The sequence below is a fragment of the Nosocomiicoccus ampullae genome (genome assembly GCF_001696685.1).
GTDB lineage: Bacteria > Bacillota > Bacilli > Staphylococcales > Salinicoccaceae > Nosocomiicoccus > Nosocomiicoccus ampullae_A.
In genome coordinates, this window is sequence record NZ_MBFG01000010.1 from 106,507 (window position 1) to 123,121 (window position 16,615).

14 protein-coding genes and 1 other RNA gene are annotated in these 16,615 nt (G+C 35.9%); 13 read left to right on the forward strand and 2 right to left on the reverse strand.

What is annotated here, in order from left to right:
• The first annotated feature begins 6 nt into the window (after positions 1-6).
• The 11 genes from tpiA to BBS29_RS05660 all read left to right on the forward strand — a co-directional run bounded on the left by tpiA (position 7) and on the right by BBS29_RS05660 (position 12,228).
• Positions 7-762, forward strand: coding sequence for a triose-phosphate isomerase (gene tpiA / locus BBS29_RS05610; RefSeq protein WP_068129921.1), 756 nt, complete (start codon positions 7-9; stop codon positions 760-762).
• Positions 755-2,263: a 2,3-bisphosphoglycerate-independent phosphoglycerate mutase gene (gpmI, locus tag BBS29_RS05615; protein ID WP_068129922.1), complete on the forward strand. Its 1,509-nt coding sequence runs from the start codon at positions 755-757 to the stop codon at positions 2,261-2,263. The genes tpiA and gpmI overlap by 8 nt, the downstream gene beginning before the upstream one ends.
• Before the next feature lie 28 nt (positions 2,264-2,291).
• A complete protein-coding gene (gene eno / locus BBS29_RS05620; protein WP_068129926.1) occupies positions 2,292-3,584 on the forward strand; it encodes a phosphopyruvate hydratase in 1,293 nt (430 codons plus the stop codon).
• Positions 3,585-3,654: 70 nt separating this feature from the next.
• Complete coding sequence (gene secG / locus BBS29_RS05625; protein WP_068129929.1) at positions 3,655-3,885, forward strand: preprotein translocase subunit SecG; 231 nt, start codon at positions 3,655-3,657, stop codon at positions 3,883-3,885.
• A 102-nt stretch (positions 3,886-3,987) separates the two neighbouring features.
• Entirely contained in the window at positions 3,988-4,725 is a 738-nt protein-coding gene (locus BBS29_RS05630) for an alpha/beta hydrolase (protein ID WP_068129931.1), read from the forward strand.
• Positions 4,726-4,737: 12 nt separating this feature from the next.
• Positions 4,738-7,029: a ribonuclease R gene (rnr, locus tag BBS29_RS05635; RefSeq protein ID WP_068129934.1), complete on the forward strand. Its 2,292-nt coding sequence runs from the start codon at positions 4,738-4,740 to the stop codon at positions 7,027-7,029.
• 5 nt (positions 7,030-7,034) lie between these two features.
• Positions 7,035-7,499, forward strand: coding sequence for an SsrA-binding protein SmpB (gene smpB / locus BBS29_RS05640; RefSeq protein ID WP_068129936.1), 465 nt, complete (start codon positions 7,035-7,037; stop codon positions 7,497-7,499).
• A 50-nt stretch (positions 7,500-7,549) separates the two neighbouring features.
• Positions 7,550-7,904: a transfer-messenger RNA gene (ssrA, locus tag BBS29_RS05645) on the forward strand.
• A gap of 145 nt (positions 7,905-8,049) precedes the next feature.
• On the forward strand, positions 8,050-8,757 hold the full coding sequence (locus BBS29_RS05650; protein ID WP_068129939.1) for a WxL domain-containing protein: 708 nt from the start codon (positions 8,050-8,052) through the stop codon (positions 8,755-8,757).
• Between the two features lie 58 nt (positions 8,758-8,815).
• A complete protein-coding gene (locus BBS29_RS05655; protein WP_084778877.1) occupies positions 8,816-9,823 on the forward strand; it encodes a DUF916 and DUF3324 domain-containing protein in 1,008 nt (335 codons plus the stop codon).
• Positions 9,824-9,834: 11 nt separating this feature from the next.
• Positions 9,835-12,228: a carboxypeptidase-like regulatory domain-containing protein gene (locus BBS29_RS05660; RefSeq protein ID WP_068129946.1), complete on the forward strand. Its 2,394-nt coding sequence runs from the start codon at positions 9,835-9,837 to the stop codon at positions 12,226-12,228.
• A 151-nt stretch (positions 12,229-12,379) separates the two neighbouring features.
• On the opposite strand, the gene BBS29_RS05665 is transcribed toward BBS29_RS05660, so the two are convergent.
• Positions 12,380-12,916 carry a hypothetical protein gene (locus BBS29_RS05665; protein ID WP_068129948.1) on the reverse strand — a complete coding sequence of 179 codons (537 nt, stop codon included), beginning with the start codon at positions 12,914-12,916 and terminating at the stop codon, positions 12,380-12,382.
• A gap of 186 nt (positions 12,917-13,102) precedes the next feature.
• Here BBS29_RS05665 and BBS29_RS05670 point away from each other — a divergent pair, with 186 nt between their 5' ends.
• Positions 13,103-14,335 carry a Fic family protein gene (locus BBS29_RS05670; protein WP_068129952.1) on the forward strand — a complete coding sequence of 411 codons (1,233 nt, stop codon included), beginning with the start codon at positions 13,103-13,105 and terminating at the stop codon, positions 14,333-14,335.
• A 156-nt stretch (positions 14,336-14,491) separates the two neighbouring features.
• On the opposite strand, the gene BBS29_RS05675 is transcribed toward BBS29_RS05670, so the two are convergent.
• Positions 14,492-15,046, reverse strand: coding sequence for a GNAT family N-acetyltransferase (locus BBS29_RS05675; protein ID WP_068129956.1), 555 nt, complete (start codon positions 15,044-15,046; stop codon positions 14,492-14,494).
• 315 nt (positions 15,047-15,361) lie between these two features.
• Here BBS29_RS05675 and BBS29_RS05680 point away from each other — a divergent pair, with 315 nt between their 5' ends.
• Positions 15,362-16,132 carry a VOC family protein gene (locus BBS29_RS05680; RefSeq protein WP_068129962.1) on the forward strand — a complete coding sequence of 257 codons (771 nt, stop codon included), beginning with the start codon at positions 15,362-15,364 and terminating at the stop codon, positions 16,130-16,132.
• Positions 16,133-16,615 lie beyond the last annotated feature (483 nt).

Consider the following 16,615-nt stretch of genomic DNA (forward strand, 5'->3'; position numbering starts at 1 on the left):
ATAGTTATGCGTACACCATTTATTGCAGGAAATTGGAAGATGCACAAAACAGTTAGTGAAGCAGAAGCATTTTTAAAAGAATTATTAACGAAAGATTTACCAAGCGGAGTCGATGCTGCGATTTGTGCACCGTTTATTCATCTCGATAGACTCGTTCAAGCGACGAACGACAAAGTCGGAATCGGTGCAGAGAACGGACACTTTGAAGCACAAGGGGCGTTTACTGGGGAAGTATCGATTGATAGTTTAAGTGACTTAGGTGTAGACTACGTCATTATTGGTCACTCAGAACGCCGTGAAATGTTTAATGAGACAGATGTATCTGTGAATAAAAAAGTATTAAAAGCGTTAGAAAAAGACGTCGTACCGATCGTGTGTTGCGGTGAAACGTTAGAAGAGCGCGAAAACGAAACTTATATAGAAAAGATTACAACTCAAATCGAACACGCATTTAAAAGTGTAAGTGCTGAAGACGCAAAAAGAGTAGTCGTTGCGTACGAGCCGATTTGGGCGATTGGTACAGGTAAAAGTGCGACGAGTGAAGACGCAAACAAAATGTGTCAACTCGTTCGTGAAACGATTGAAAAAACATTTAATACAGAAATTAGTGAAGCAGTACGTATCCAGTATGGTGGATCAGTAAAACCCGAAAACATTAAAGAGTATATGAGTGAACCACATATTGACGGTGCACTCGTCGGTGGAGCGTCACTTGAAGTTGAAAGTTTTGTCGCGCTTTTAGAAGGTGCACACAATGCATAAACCAGTCGGTTTAATTATTTTAGATGGATTCGGTTGCCGAAAAGAAACGTTCGGTAACGCTGTAAAACAAGCGCATAAACCAAACTTTGACCGTTACATGAGTGAGTATCCAAATAACCGATTAGTCGCATGTGGCGAAGACGTCGGACTTCCAGCAGGTCAAATGGGGAATTCCGAAGTCGGACACTTAAATATCGGCGCAGGCCGTATCGTATACCAAAGTTTAACGCGTATTAATAAATCGATAGAATCAAAAGAGTTTTATAAAAACAAAGCGCTAAACGAAGCGGTTGACCACGCGTTAACAAATGACAGTACGCTCCATATTATGGGTCTACTGTCTGACGGTGGCGTGCATTCTCATTACAATCATATGTTTGAAATTATAAAACTCGCAAAAGAAAAAGGGGTTAAGCGCGTTTACGTACACGGATTTTTAGATGGCCGTGACGTCGATCAGCAATCTGCACTCACTTATATCGATGAAGCAGAAAGACAGTTTGAAGCGATCGGTCTCGGTGAATTTAAGACGATTTCTGGAAGATATTATGCGATGGATAGAGACCGTCGTTATGAGCGTACAAAAAAGACACACGACGCGATTCACTACGGTGCAGGACCGTTATTTAAAACGGCACGTACCGGTGTAGAACGTGCGTATGAGGCTGAGATTTACGATGAGTTTGTTTCGCCGTTTATCGTCGGACAAAAAGAAAGATTTTTAAAAGATAACGATTCGATGATCTTTTATAACTTTAGACCAGACCGTGCGGTTCAATTATCTAAAGTGTTTGCGGAAAAAGGTTTTGATGAGTTTTTAATCGAACCATTTGAAAACGTAAAATTTACGACGTTTACGAAATATGATGATAGCATCGACGCGAGTATCGTGTTTGAAAAAGAAGATTTAGTAAATACGATCGGTGAAGTCGTTTCAAATGCCGGAATGAGTCAGTTACGTATTGCAGAAACTGAAAAGTATCCACACGTCACGTACTTTATGTCAGGTGGCCGTCACGAAGAATTTAATAACGAAGAACGCATTCTCGTGAACTCGCCAAAAGTCGCAACGTATGACTTAAAACCTGAGATGAGTGCGTACGAAGTAAAGGACAAAGCGATTAATCGTCTTAAAAAAGGCAACTTAGACATGATGATTTTAAACTTCGCAAATCCAGATATGGTCGGACATAGCGGAATGTTAGAACCGACAATTAAAGCAGTGGAAACAGTTGACGAATGTCTTGGTGAAATTGTCGATGAGATTATCTCTCAAGGTGGTGTTGCAGTCATTACTGCAGACCACGGTAACGCTGACGAAGTCGTACAACTAAACGGGGAACCGATGACCGCACATACGACAAACGACGTTCCGGTCATCGTTACTAAAAAAGGTGTAAATGTAACGAGTGGTCGACTTGCAGATTTAGCACCGACAGTGTTAGATTTATTAGGTATAGACCAACCAAAAGAAATGACGGGTAAAACTTTATTACAATAAATAATTATAAAATAAAAGGAGATTAACCATGCCTAAAATTATTGATATTTATGCGCGTGAAGTATTAGATTCAAGAGGTAATCCAACAGTTGAAGTTGAAGTATTAACGGAAAGTGGTGCATTTGGACGTGCAATCGTTCCGTCTGGTGCATCAACAGGTGAACATGAAGCAGTTGAATTACGCGACGGTGATGACCGTTATTTAGGTAAAGGTGTACAACAAGCAGTAGAAAACGTAAATGATATTATCGCTCCAGAAATTATCGAAGGCGAATTTTCAGTACTTGAGCAAGTATCATTAGATAAAGTCCTCATCGCATTAGATGGTACAAAAAATAAAGCAAAACTCGGTGCGAACGCAATATTAGGTGTGTCAATGGCAACTGCACATGCAGCAGCAAACTACTTAGGCCAACCACTATACAAATATCTAGGTGGATTTAACGCAACAGAACTTCCAGTACCGATGATGAACATCATCAACGGCGGAGAGCATGCAGACAACAACGTCGACATTCAAGAGTTTATGATCATGCCAGTTGGTGCGAAAACATTTAAAAAAGCTTTACAAATGGGTACGGAAGTATTCCACGAGTTAAAGAAAGTGTTACAAGATAAAGGTCTTCAAACAGCAGTTGGTGACGAAGGTGGATTTGCACCGAACTTAGACTCAAACGAAGAAGCACTTGAAACGTTAATCACTGCAATTAAAGGTGCAGGATTTACTCCAGGTGAAGATATCGTACTTGCGATGGACGTTGCATCGAGTGAGTTTTACAATGCAGAAACAAAAACTTACGAATTAAAAGGTGAAGGTAAATCATTCACAGCTTCAGAACTTGTGGATTGGTACGTTCAGTTATGCGATAAGTATCCGATCATTTCAATTGAAGACGGGTTAGATGAAAACGATTGGGACGGGCATAAAGAGTTAACAGAAAAACTCGGCTCTAAAGTTCAACTTGTCGGGGATGACCTATTCGTTACGAACACTGAAAAACTTGAAAAAGGTATCGAAGAAGGCGTCGGTAACTCTATTTTAATTAAAGTAAACCAAATCGGTACGTTAACTGAAACATTCGAAGCTATCGAAATGGCAACACGTGCAGGATACACATCAGTGATTTCACACCGTTCAGGTGAAACAGAAGATACGACAATCGCTGACATCGCTGTAGCGGTAAACGCAGGTCAAATTAAAACTGGTGCACCGTCACGTACAGACCGCGTTGCGAAATACAATCAGTTACTAAGAATCGAAGACGAATTATATGAAACTGCGATTTACAAAGGTAAGAATGCGTTCTTTAACTTACGCTAATTATGTAGTTGATTACAGTATCAATTACTGATATAATATGTAACGATATAGCAAGTAGGGGGAACACGCGATGTATACAGCTTTAATCGTATTACTGATCATTGTGTGCATTTCACTTATCGCGGTCGTTTTACTCCAGTCAGGTAAGAGTGCTGGACTATCAGGAGCAATAAGTGGTGGTGCAGAACAGCTCTTTGGTAAACAAAAAGCAAGAGGTATGGATTTAATATTACACAGAATGACAGTTGTTTTATCTGTCATGTTCTTTTTAATAATGATTCTATTAACATATGTCAGTTAATACTACACGCCGGGGTGTTTAATCACCTCGGCGTTTTATTGTTTTCGTCGTTCTTTATCTTCTAATATATATCTCGTACAATAGATGTAAGGAGTGGTACGAATGAAAGTAAGAATGCCTGGAAATTTTGCGTTTAGTGAAGGTACAAAAGACTATGCGGTACTTTTACTTCATGGATTTACAGGAAATACGTCAGACGTGCGACAACTCGGGAGATTTTTAGAAAAAAATGAAGTTCCGAGCTACGCATTTAATTATGAAGGGCATACTGAAAGTCCAGAAAATATATTAAAATCGTCTCCATATGTGTGGTATAAACAAGCAATCGATAAGTACGACGAGCTAAAAGAATCGTATGACAAAGTATTTGTCGTTGGTCTATCGATTGGTGGCGTGCTTGCGTTAAAGTTATCGATGGACCGAGACGTTGAAGCGGTAGCGACGATTTGTTCGCCGATGACGCTAAAAACGGAAAGTGAATTACTTAATAACTTTAAAATATACGCTGAGATGTTTAAAAAACGTTTTGAACATAAAGAAGACGGGCAAATTAAAAGAGAGTTAGAAAGTTACACCGATGCATCGATTTTTACAGATATTAAGAAGATTATAGGAAGTACGAGAGATCGCCTTGGAGAAGTGACAGAACCAATATTTGTCGCTCAGGGTAAACTCGATGATGTGATCGATATAAATAGTGCTGAAATAATCATCGATGAAGTCGGCAGTGACGATAAAGAAGTAAAATACTATGAAAACTCTGGTCACGTTTTAACGATTGACAAAGACAAAGAAGAATTATTTGAAGATTATTACGCGTTTTTAAACCGTAATTTATAGGAGGACTTATTCATGAGAGATTTTAAAGACGAAGTGTTAGAAATAATTGATCGTGATACGTATACACCGATGACAACTGAAGCGTTTGAAAGTGAACTGGATATTCACGACGCAGAAGATTTTAAAGCACTTATTAAAGCTTTAGTCTCTCTTGAAGAGTCGGACATTATACGTCGCACAAAGAAAAATAAGTACGTCAAAGTTGTGACGTCAAAAGTTGTGAAAGGTACGCTATCTATGCATAAGCGTGGATTCGCATTTTTACGCCCTGACGAAGAAGGAATAGATGATATATTTATTCCGCCAAATGAAATTAACGGCGCATTAGACGGAGACACTGTACTGTGTACGATAGAGGAGTCGATGCGTGGTGAGAGTCATGAAGGTCGTGTCGTAAAGATTATCGAGCATAACGTGACAAAGCTCGTCGGTAAATATGAAGGTTCAAAAGGATTCGGATTCGTTGTGCCTGATTCCCTTACGTATAATACGGATATTTTTATCCCAAGTGGGCAAAATTTAGGAGCAGTTTCCGGTCATAAAGTGCTCGTTGAAATTACGAAATTCCCAAAAAATAACACCGATAACCCGGAAGGTCATATTACAAAAATTCTCGGACATGAAAATGATCCGGGTGTCGATATTTTATCTATCGTTTATAGTCACGGTATCGATATCGACTTTAGTGATGACGTACTTGAACAAGTCGAAAACATTCCAGACCACGTGCTTGAAGAAGAAAAGAAAGGTCGCGTTGATTTAACGAAACAAATGACGATTACAATCGACGGTGAAGACGCAAAAGACTTAGACGATGCGATTTCTGTCGAAAAGTTAAGTAACGGGAACTACGAGTTAACAGTAAGTATTGCGGACGTATCTCATTACGTACAAGAGGGTACACCGCTCGATAAAGAAGCATATAACCGAGCGACGAGTGTCTATTTAGTCGACCGAGTGATACCGATGTTGCCTCATAAATTATCAAACGGTATATGTTCATTAAATGAAGGTGTCGAGCGACTTGCGATGACGTGTCAGATGGAAATCGATATGAATGGAACAGTCGTAAATCATCGTATTTTTGAAAGTGTCATTCAGTCGGACAAACGTACGACATACACGGCCGTCAATAAAATATTAGAAGAAGACGACGAAGCGACGAAAATCGCTCACGGTGAAATTACGGATATGATTATCCATGCAGGTGAACTCGCAAAAGTTTTACGCCGTAAACGAGATAAACGTGGTGCGCTAGACTTTGACTTTAACGAAGCACAAATCATCGTTCAACGTGACGGCACGCCTGAAGATATTGTGTTACGAAATCGCGGTAAAGGGGAGAAGTTAATCGAAGAATTTATGCTCGTATCAAACGAGACGATTGCAGAAAACTTCCATTGGTTAGATTTACCATTTATTTACCGTATCCACGAAGATCCAAAAGAAGATAAACTCCGTCAATTCTTCGAAATACTAACGAGCTTTGGTATTTTCGTTAAAGGTAAAGGGAACTCTGTGCATCCGCACGCGTTACAAGAAATTTTAGATGAAGTAAAAGATACCCCTGAAGATACAGTCATTTCGATGATGATGTTACGTTCGATGCAACAAGCGAAATATTCATATCAGTCACTTGGACATTTTGGATTATCGACAGAATTCTACACGCACTATACAGCGCCGATTCGTAGATATCCAGATTTAATAGTACACAGACTAATTCGTACGTATTTAATCGAAAAAGATACGAGTCCAGCAACGATTCAAAAATTTAAAGAAAAGTTACCAGAAATTGCTTCGCACTCATCTGAACGTGAACGCCGAGCAGTAGATGCTGAACGCGATACGAACGACCTCAAAAAAGCAGAATATATGCAGCAGCATATCGGAGAACGCTTTGAAGGGGTAATATCAGGGGTTATGAACTTCGGTATGTTCGTTGAACTACCAAATACAGTCGAAGGACTCGTTCATATGAACAACTTAGGCGATGACTATTATAATTATAACGAGCGTATGATGGCGCTAATCGGTGAACGTACAGGCAAAATATTTAGAATGGGCGATAAAGTAGAAATCGAAGTTGAAAACGTTAATATAGCAGAGCGTTTAATCGATTTTACAGTCGTCGGAATAACACCGCGTAAAAAAGTAAAAGAAGAACAAAAAGACAAGCAAAAACCGAAATATATCGATTCAAATGGTCGTAAAAAAAATAAAGTGAGAGACCAAACGAAAAAACCGAAAGGCAAAAAGCCGTTCTATAAAAGTGCACCGAAAAGAAATAGAAAAAGGAAGTAAATGATATGAAGAAACATCACGGAAAAGTACTCGCTCAAAACAGAAAAGCAAGTCATGATTATATTATTGAGGATACGATTGAAGCGGGAATCGTATTAAAAGGGACTGAAATCAAATCGATTCGTAAGGGATCTGTTAGTTTACAAGACGCATTTTGCCGTGATTTTAAAGGCGAAATGTTCGTCTATAACATGCACGTAGCCCCTTACGAGGAAGGAAATAGATTTAACCACGACCCGTTAAGACAACGAAAGTTACTTCTCCATAAAGCGCAGATCGACCGACTTATCGGGTACTTGCATAATCCAGGGCACGCACTCATCCCACTTAGACTTTACATTAAAAACGGAGTATGCAAAGTGCTCATTGGATACGCAAAAGGTAAAAAGAAATACGATAAGCGTCACGACTTAAAACAAAAGCAAATGAAGCGAGACATCGACCGTGCGCTAAAAGAGAGAAACCAATAACTTGAAATAAAAAAGCGAATAATGATATAATAATTATTACGCAAATAAACGGGGACGTTCTGGATTCGACAGGGGTTATTGAGCACTTTAAGCGTGTCGGAGGTTTCGACTTCGTTATCAACGATACTCAGTTATAATAACTGGCAAAACTAACAATCTCGTAGCTGCATAATTCAGCTACATCGTCTCGTACGTTTTCTTGTGACCTACTGAGACGATTCAACTTTAGCAAGATATACTAGAAGTCTTCCGTCTGCAGACTTCTAGAAGAACTTAACCAGACTAGCATGAATTGTGGAACGTTCTCTTCCGGCGTTCATGCGAAACTTTAATTGAGAACTACACACGTAGAAAGAAGTGTAGCAAGATCCTTGGACGCGGGTTCGACTCCCGCCGTCTCCATATATTTTTACATCAATGAGATTACTTCACGAATAGTAGGTTAATCTCATTTTTTATGTAAAAATAAGATTGATATGTAAATCACATAGAAGTATAATAGTAATATCGATTTTATGAAAATATCATTATAAATAAAGGAGAAATAAATTTGAAAAACAAATTATTATTATCATCCCTAACACTCGCAGCAACTTCGATATTAATAGCGTCACCAATTATTGCAGCAGTACACCAAAGTGCTGAATCTGAGGCGAAAGTTACCTTTACTGCACCTGAAGATACTCCAGAAATTTTAGACCCTGAAACATTACAGCCAGGTACTCCAGAAGATGGTAATGTTACAGGTAATACAGGACCATTATCTTTAGATTTTGTTTCTAATATAGATTTTGGTACACACGAAATTTCAACTGCAGCTGCTAAGTACGAGTCGGTTAGTGAAAGACCATATATTCAAGTTTCCGATCGTCGTGGTACTGGACAAGGTTGGAGTGTAAGTGCTCAAGCTTCTCATTTCACTCAAAACGGTACGAACACTTTAGAGGGTGCAGTTATTTCATTCTTAAATGGTGAAGCAGCCTCTCCATTACAAGGAGTTAATCCACCGTTAGTAAACAATAATATCGTTTTAAATACTGGTGGAGACAGTGCATCAGTTGTTAATGCTGAAGGTCGTTCAGACAATGCACAAATTGGAACAGCACAAGGTCTTGGAACATGGATTGTTAAGTGGCTAAAAGGTGACGGAGAAACAAACGAAAAAGTAACTTTAGATGTTCCACAAGGTGCCGCTTCAGCAGGTGAACATACATCTACAATTACTTGGACTTTATATGATGGACCTGGTAACCAGTAATATAAGCGAAAATCTTAACCCTGAACAGTAGTTCGGGGTTTTTCTTTAGAGGAAGTTGATGATGAAAAGAATTACATGGATATTGCTATCTATACTACTATTATTTAATATCGCACCTACAGCATTAGCAAGTGAAGAAGTTCCGTATTCTTTACGTACGATTTTACCGAACAGTCAAGTTGATTCTGAGAAGACATACTTTGATTTAGCAGTTGAAAAAAATACTACAGAGAAATTACAAGTAGAAGTATTTAATAACTCAAATGAACCAATCGAAGTTAAAGTTAGCGCAAATACAGGAGCGACAAACAGTAATGGATTACTTGTTTACGATGGTTCAATTAAAGAGTTCGATAACTCTTTAAAATATAATTTTACTAAAATGACAGATGTACTCACACCGACGTTAAAAATTGAGCCATATGAGAAGGCAATCGCAGAATTTTCTATTCAAATGCCAGAAAAAGATTTCGATGGCACGATTTTAGGTGGCTTAAGATTTTTACTTATAGATGATTCAAAAGAAGACTCTTCCGGTGTACAAATTAAAAATAACTACGCGTATGAAATTGCAGTTGTTCTAAATGACAAAAATAGTAATAAAAAATTGCAAGAAGAAATTGAAATAAATCGTGTTAACCCTGGATTAATTAATAATAGAACAGGTTTAAATGTTGAATTTAGCAATAAGCAACCATTACTAATGACAAATTCAAAAATCGAGGGTGCTGTATTTAAGAAGGGGAACGATACACCATTATACGAAAGAAAAGATGACAACTTTTCAATCGCACCAAATGCTTTATTTAATCATCCTATATCTTTTAATAATGAAAAATTAAAAAAAGGTAAGTATGTCTATAAAGGAACGATTACAACGGATAATGAAACATTTGAATTCGAGAAAGAATTTGAAATTACTGAAGAAACTGCAAAAGAAGCGAATGACAATGCTGTAGAAGTTGAAAAAAATGACTGGAAAACATTTGCATTAATCATTGCAGGCATGACTATTTTTGGTTTATTAATACTGTTAATACTCATGGTAATACGAAAGAAAAAGTAGGGTGAATTAATATGATAAAGTATTTAAACTTAATATTATGTATTTTATTAATGACGCCCGCAACGCTCGTACAAGCGGCAGAAATGACGGCAGTAAATTCATGTAATGTTAATTATTCAGTAGATATAGTAGATTCTAAAACTATTAAAGGTACTGGAAATAATGAAAAACCGGTTGAGCTTTATGTTAATGAACAATTTGTAGAAGAAACAATTGTAAATGATGGAGAATATCTTTTTTCCTTATCTACCGCTTTAGAGGATGAGGATAAAGTAAAACTCATTAGTGAAAACAATATTCTAAGCATAGATTATAAGATAGATGCAGAAAATACGAAAAGCTTTGACGACATATACCAATGTGAAAAAACTGAAGAATCAAGTGAATCAGACGATAAAGATGCGACCGAAACAGAAGATACCGCGGATGATAAAGAAGCAACAGACATATCTGAAAGCAATGGTAATAAAGAAGATGAGTTAGAAGTCGCTAATGAAGAAAAGGAAATAGCAACGCGTTCTACAACAGAACGCCAGTTTGAAGCAGGGAAATGCCCAACAGCAGAGGAGTACAATACATCAAAAAGTAATTTGATTGGATCGGTAATTTCGAAATCTGTTACTGGTGAAGTAAGATGTGTAAGTACAGCTGATGAATTCAATAAAGCGATAGATGATAGAAATGTTGAAGTGATACTATTTACAAACGATATTTCTACGGATAGGAATCAATACATTTATTCAAATTATAATCAAAAAATTTTAGACGGTAATGGTTACTCTTTAAATATTGGTTCTAGCAGGCTCTATAATACGAGTATTTCTGAGATAACTGTTATGAACTTTTCAAACTTATCTACTACTAACTCACATAGGGATAATGGTATGTTTAGATCGAACTATCCGAGCCAACTTCGTTTAAAAGATGTTGCTTTTAATGGCGGTCATATCGGTGCGAGTTGGGAAAGTGTACTTCACGTATATGGTAATGTCACAATAAACGCGAGTGCAGACTACGCGGCATATTATAGATTTTACGAAATTCATGACGGAGCAAATTTCACAGTGAATGGTGCACGTGGAGGTTTATATGCACAATCAAATAATAAAGAGAATCTAGATCTTAATGGAATCAGAGTCGGAGAAAATGCGGTAGTAAATGTTACTGCGAATAACGGTGTAGCATTATATTCACGAGGGGTTTATCAAAAATATGTTGAATCAGGTGCGAATAGTCGCTTATCTTTAAAATCTTTAAATTCAAATGCGGTTCAATTCAGTGATGATAAAGACTTTTTCATTACTGCGCATCACGATGGAGAAATTATTTTAGAAAGTTTGAATAGCCCAGTGACATCACAAGGAATAGGCGCTATTACAATGGACGATCATGGTAGTCTAATCGTTCGTAAAACTGGTAATTCAAATGCACCTTTATTCTCAACTAACAGTGCGGTGACACTCAATGTCTATTATCCTAATGTGGTAGATTTTGACAATATGAATGGTCCGATTTTCCCTACAGAAAATGTGCTTAAAACTTTTAACGTAAACTATGTAAGTATGGAAGGCTATGCAACTCAAAATAAAACACCGGATTATAAAACAAATATGTTAAACGGTTCATTTACAATGAGTGGAAATACTACTAATGCAGATTCATCGATTAAAAAAGTTGCTCCAAATTTTAATCAGGAATTTAAATCTACATTGAAGAGAATAAGAATGATTGGAGATATTAAAGTTAATATAAAAGTGAATGAACCTGTTACAGATGAAAGTACTAAGATTACCGGTACTGCTACAGCTAATCGTAAAATTAAAATGCTTAATACACGTACAAATAAAGTGTATGAAACGACTAGTGACAATACAGGCAAATTTACTTTTAATAATATTCCAATAGGTGACTTAAAAGGTGATGACAAGCTTAAGTTTTTTGTAGTAGTTGATAAATATGAAATACCAAGCGCTGAAGTTATTGTTGAAGGTACAATTTTAGAATTACTACCAGTTGAAGATATTGTATTTAAAGACACAAAAATCACCAATGTTCCAGAGTCAATTATTAAAAGAAAGAGTAACCCTCATAAAGTGAAAGTGAGAAGTACTAAAAAAAGTGATTTTTCAGTAAGTGTCTATAGTAAAACACCGTTAACACATACAAATGGAATTGATCAGCTTAAAAATGCACTTTACTTCGTAAAAAATAAAGATTTTAAACTGATTGAAGGGGAAGTAAATAGACAAACAGTCGGTAAAAAGTCGGATGCTACAAAAAGTGGAGATGAATTTCACTTTAATTTTAATGAAGATGAAGGAATTTTATTAAAAACAAATCCAGCGACTGCTCAAAGAGGTAGTTATCAATCAACACTAGTGTGGACGTTAACAGATGGACCATAAAGTATAAACATTTCAATTAAAACAGAGTGTTATTTAACCGAGGTCTCAGAATATAAAGCTTTATAGGTTAGGGTTTCAAAGTAGCAAGTGTCAAATATGTGTCAAATGTTTAATTATGAAATTCAAAAGAAGTATCAACTTTAATAAGTTGTTACTTCTTTTTCTTTGGCCAAATAAAAAATGAAATTGTGATAATCAAGTCTACTACAATTACAATCGTCCAAACGTTCGTTACTCCATCTAATGCTTGTGTCTCTTCATTATTGTGGACGAGTATTTTTATCAGATAAAGTAATCCAGTTCCTATTACGTACGCAATAATATGTTTCATGAACGACTTTGCATATAGTTTTGCATAGTCATATCCAAATATTTGCCCTGGCTTTTCTCCTTGCTTCATTACATAATATCTAAAACGGTCATCAATCCAGCGGATCATATCTCTACCAAACACTAGTGACACAGCAATATACAAGGTAGCTATCGCATGTGGATATCCTGCTGTTGCTCCGTTCATCAAATCAAACGTCGTCACTATCAAAAGCACCACATCAATCACTGGTGTCATTGCTAAAAATATAAAACCTAACTTTTCTTTTCTAAAAATATATCTAAACACTAACCCTATGGCAATTACTACCCAAAAGGCGATTTCACAAAATACAATTAACCAAGCGATGTAACTCATAGACACCAACTCCTCAAATAGGCTACTTGAATTATATTCTATTTAAATAATTAAAAACAATCATTATTATGCTTATTCATGTGTGAGGTAAATAATTTTTCTTGAGTTTTAGTCAAAATAGTATATAATTCATATCACTACTTATAAAATACCAAAATCGCAAAAAAGGTAATTAAGGTGAAGAAAATGAGCAAATATTATCCACTAAACAAAGTGTTTCATATGAACAGTGAAAATCACGAAGTAGAGTACCAAAATAGATTAAATCAATTAAGTGCCTATCTCACAGAAATAGAAATAAAGCCGATTAGAAATGGGAATTTTTACAATGAATCTTTTCCTTTGTTTTTAGTAAACACACACAAGTTAGCAGCTTTAAATGAAGCAATCATTGAAAATAGTCGTACAATTACTCTTCTGAAAAATCGATTGCCGAGCGCATCACAACAAAGTTTCTATACCAATCTACTTATTAATGAAATACAAAGTACAAACGAAGTAGAAAATGTTAGAAGTACAAAAAAAGAAATATCTGAGGTGTTAGAAGATATTAAAAACAGTGATTTAAAGAAAGGTAGTATCGCAAAAAAGAGATTGTTTGGTCTTGTAAAACTGTATTATTATATTGAGAAAGAGTCAGAAATCACTAAGATTGAAGATATTCGTTCAATCTATGATGAACTAGTTTCATCTGAAATTTCAAAAGGGGATAGACTAGATGGTGAGCTTTTTAGAAAAGGTTCTGTAAGTGTTTATAGTGGAGGTAAAGAAATTCACAGAGGTGTTAAGTCAGAATCAAAAATCATTTCTATGTTAGGACAGATGATTAGTTTCATTAGAAATGATGATATGCCTTATCTATACAAATTAATGCTCTCGCATTATATATTTGAATATATTCATCCATTCTATGATGGTAATGGAAGAATGGGGCGTTATATTGTATGTAAGTTTTTGTCTAAAAAATTAGATGTTTATTCTGCAGTGACATTCTCAACTATTATAAATAACCATAAGAGTAAGTACTATAAGGCTTTTACAGAAACATCTCATCCATTGAACAAGGCAGAGGCAACTTTTTTTGTACAAGCTATGCTAGAAATGATCGTTGAAGGACAAGAACACGTCATAGCTATACTTGAAAAAGATATAGACAAAATAAATAAGATAAGTAATAATTTAGATGCATTAGTAGAAAAAGAATTTGATCGTTCTGTTCTTTTTATAATGGCTCAAAGTGCTATTTTTCAAAACAAATCTAATAGAATTTCAGTAAATGAATTAGCATACGAACACGATTGCGAAAGAAGAAAAATCTTAAGTGCTTTAGATAGATTTAAAGATCAATTGGAAGTAGTAAAAATGAGACCAACGATATATACATTAACTGATGAGTATCTTGATGAATTATTATCTTAAAGCTCTGTGTTTATAAGTGCTAGGTGATTTATCACCTAGCTGTTTTAAATTTCTTTAAAACAAAAGAGATAACAACTAACTGCCTAAAGCAATTGACATTATCTCTCTGTTTGATTTTATAATATTTTATTGAATTTGATTTTTTAAAGAAAAATCTTACTTTACATAAGTCATATGATAATACTCTTGCCCATACAATTCGAGGACCTCGTCTTTTTTAAACCCAAGCTTCAGATAAAGGCCTAAAGCCTTCTCATTCTCTACTTCACAAAGGAGTCCCCAAGGGAGTGTTTCATCACTATCTAGTAAATAATTAATTAACTTCGTCGCAATACCTTGACCACGGTATTCACTAAACGTCGCCACGCTATCGATGTACATTTCATTGTCACGTGCTTCTCTCAATTCAAGTGGTGGACTATATGGATGGAATTTCTTGTCCAGTCCAAGTTTCTCCCACACGTGTTTAAATTCGTGTTCGGTATGTCCTGGATAGCTCAGAACGAATCCCGCAACATCTCCATCTACCTCATACACGTGAATGGTTCTTTTTGAGTTTCGAAAGTCTTCGTCACTGAGACACATTTCAAACGCTTCGAGTACAGTTTCTTTATCAAATTTCTCAATTATTTCGAGATCCATACCTTCCCAAATAATATAAACAAGCTCAGCGACTTTTCTGTTATCTTTCTGTTTCTTTTTACGGATCACAAAAACCTCTCCTTTTCCTTATATTTCTATCGTAACAAAACAAGTGTCTTTTCGGTAATCTTAAAAATTCCTACATAATTGCTATAGAAGGATGTGTATAATAATTTCTGCCTTCCGGAGGTTGAATCTTTTCTTTACCTTTAAATACACGCATGTTTCCACCCGAAATTTCATTTATCTATCGTAAAAATAAAATGTGGCATTGTAATTCAAACTCAGTTTTATCAGGGCTTTTTTGATTTGAGCAAATTATTAATAGAGTGATGTTGAATGATGATAGAATACGGTAATCAGATTAAGAAGGATAGGTATTAAATGAATTTCCATAAGGACAATGCTCAAGTAACAAACATTACATTAAACATTCAAGATTTAAGTAAAATGAAAGATTTTTATATAAATATTTTAGGCATGAAATTAATTGAAGAAAGTGAAGCAGGTTTCGTTGCTGGTTTTGAAGGTAGTACGCACACATTCACTTTTGAAGTATTAGAAAATGGTAGAGTAGCAGATCAAAATGAAGCTGGATTATTCCATATCGCAATTTTACTTCCAACTCGAAGTGACCTCGGTCGTTTTATTAAATACATGTTTAGTAGACAGATTCCTCTATCAGGTGGAGATCACTTAGTGAGTGAAGCAACGTATCTTGTTGACCCTGAAGGAAACGGTATTGAAGTATATGTGGATAGAGATCCAGATACATGGTCTTGGTCCAATGGACAAGTGGTAATGGATACTCTAGCTTTAGACTTTGCTAGTATTGTTGAATCGAGTCGTAATACAGAGTGGTCAGGTATGCCAGAAGGTACGATTATCGGACACTTGCACCTGAAAGGTGGCGTGGCGATTGACCCAGATTTCTATGATAACTACGGATTTGAAATCGCGACTAAAGTCATGAGCGCATATTTCTTAGCTTCAAATAAATATCACCACCACATTGCAGTGAACAAGTGGCATAGTAACAAAGCAAGAATCGATGCAATGAACACATACGGCTTAAAATCATTTAACATTTCAGTTCCAGACGCTCCGAGCGAAATAGTAGAAACACCAGAAGGTATTAAAATGGTCGTAAACTAAATAAACGATAAAGCGGCACTCTTAGAATAATCTTAGAATTTATAGATTATTCTTTAAATAACAAGATAGTCCCTATTTAGCAAGATATACTAGAAGTCTTCCGCCTGCAGACTTCTAGAAGAACTATATCAGACCAGCATGAATAGTGGAACGTTCTGTTCCGGCATTCATGCGAAACTTTAATTGAGAACTACACACGTAGAAAGAAGTGTAGCAAGATCCTTGGACACGGGTTCAACTCCACCGTCTCCATACATCGCCTACAGCTCGTAAGAGTTGTAGGTTTTTGTGTTGAAAACTCCTTAAATTAAAGTGTTATATATTGAATTATCTTCACCAATAGAAAATTTTTTATGTATTTAGTATAATGAATTAAAAAAGGAAATATATATAATGAAACTATCGTTTAAATCTTTAATATTTTATATGAAATTTAGAGGTGTTGAATTCAAACACATTGACGAGTATGAAGCTATGAAAATA